The organism is Peribacillus sp. CSMR9, assembly GCF_033141925.1.
Lineage (GTDB): Bacteria > Bacillota > Bacilli > Bacillales > DSM-1321 > Peribacillus > Peribacillus simplex_A.
Genome location: NZ_JAOPHO010000214.1, coordinates 1 through 893 on the forward strand (window position 1 = coordinate 1; position 893 = coordinate 893).

The following is an 893-nucleotide window of genomic DNA, read 5'->3' on the forward strand; positions in this document are numbered from 1 at the left end:
ATATTTGGTAATCTGCGGATAATTGCTCTAAATAAATGGAAGATATATTTTTTTCGAAATCCCACCCTCCCTTATTTCACATTTTGTGTCCACCGTATATTCGAACTGTTCAACAAATCAATTGCAACTGTCCGGTTTTATCTGTAATAAAGCTTGTTGCATAATCCTCATTTAAAATCACTTTAAATATTGCTTCGAGTATTTGAACTACAATACTATTGCCAGCTAGTGCATAAAGTGTGGCGTTTCGAAGCCCTTTCTTCATGGGGAATTCTTGCAGCATTAAGTCGAAATCAGCATCATCAAAACCCATTAGGCGCCACACTTCCCGTTCTGTTAAATACCGATACTTTTTATCAGCTACTTTCACCACTCCTGCATTCGGGCATCTATCTTGGCGCTCCGTTATAGTTGTACAATAATCTGTTATCGTTTCAACAAATCGATGTTTCTTTTTAGCTGCATCAATTTGCTCGGGTGTCGCTAAATCTTTTAAACGATTCAACATCGAAGGTATATTCACCATATACCGTTCATCCGTTACATTTAGTTCTAAAAATTCACTGATATGACGCATTGGTTGCTTTTCTAACTTTGAAAAATCGAATGTCGCTCCTCCTAGTATTGATATGCAAAATACTCGATCTCTCGATTGTGGAATACCAAAATCCATAGCGTTTAGCACATCAAATGAATTGCTGTAGCCTAACTTGGTCATTTCCTGCAGGTAGTGATTAAAGATAGGCATCACATTACGATCGAGTACGCCTTTTACATTTTCCCATACCACTACTTTTGGCTTCCAATCACCCATTTCGGCAATACAGCACATATAGGGAAAATTCCAAAAAGGATTGGTGGCACCATATATCTTCGAAAGCAAATTTTGGACT

Annotated in this window: 1 protein-coding gene; it reads right to left on the reverse strand. The window is 37.6% G+C overall.

Features of this window, described 5'->3' with window-relative positions:
• Nucleotides 1-109: 109 nt before the first annotated feature.
• On the reverse strand, nucleotides 110-893 hold a 784-nt coding region (locus tag N9I19_RS24965), incomplete at its 5' end, for a DNA cytosine methyltransferase (RefSeq protein WP_317779367.1).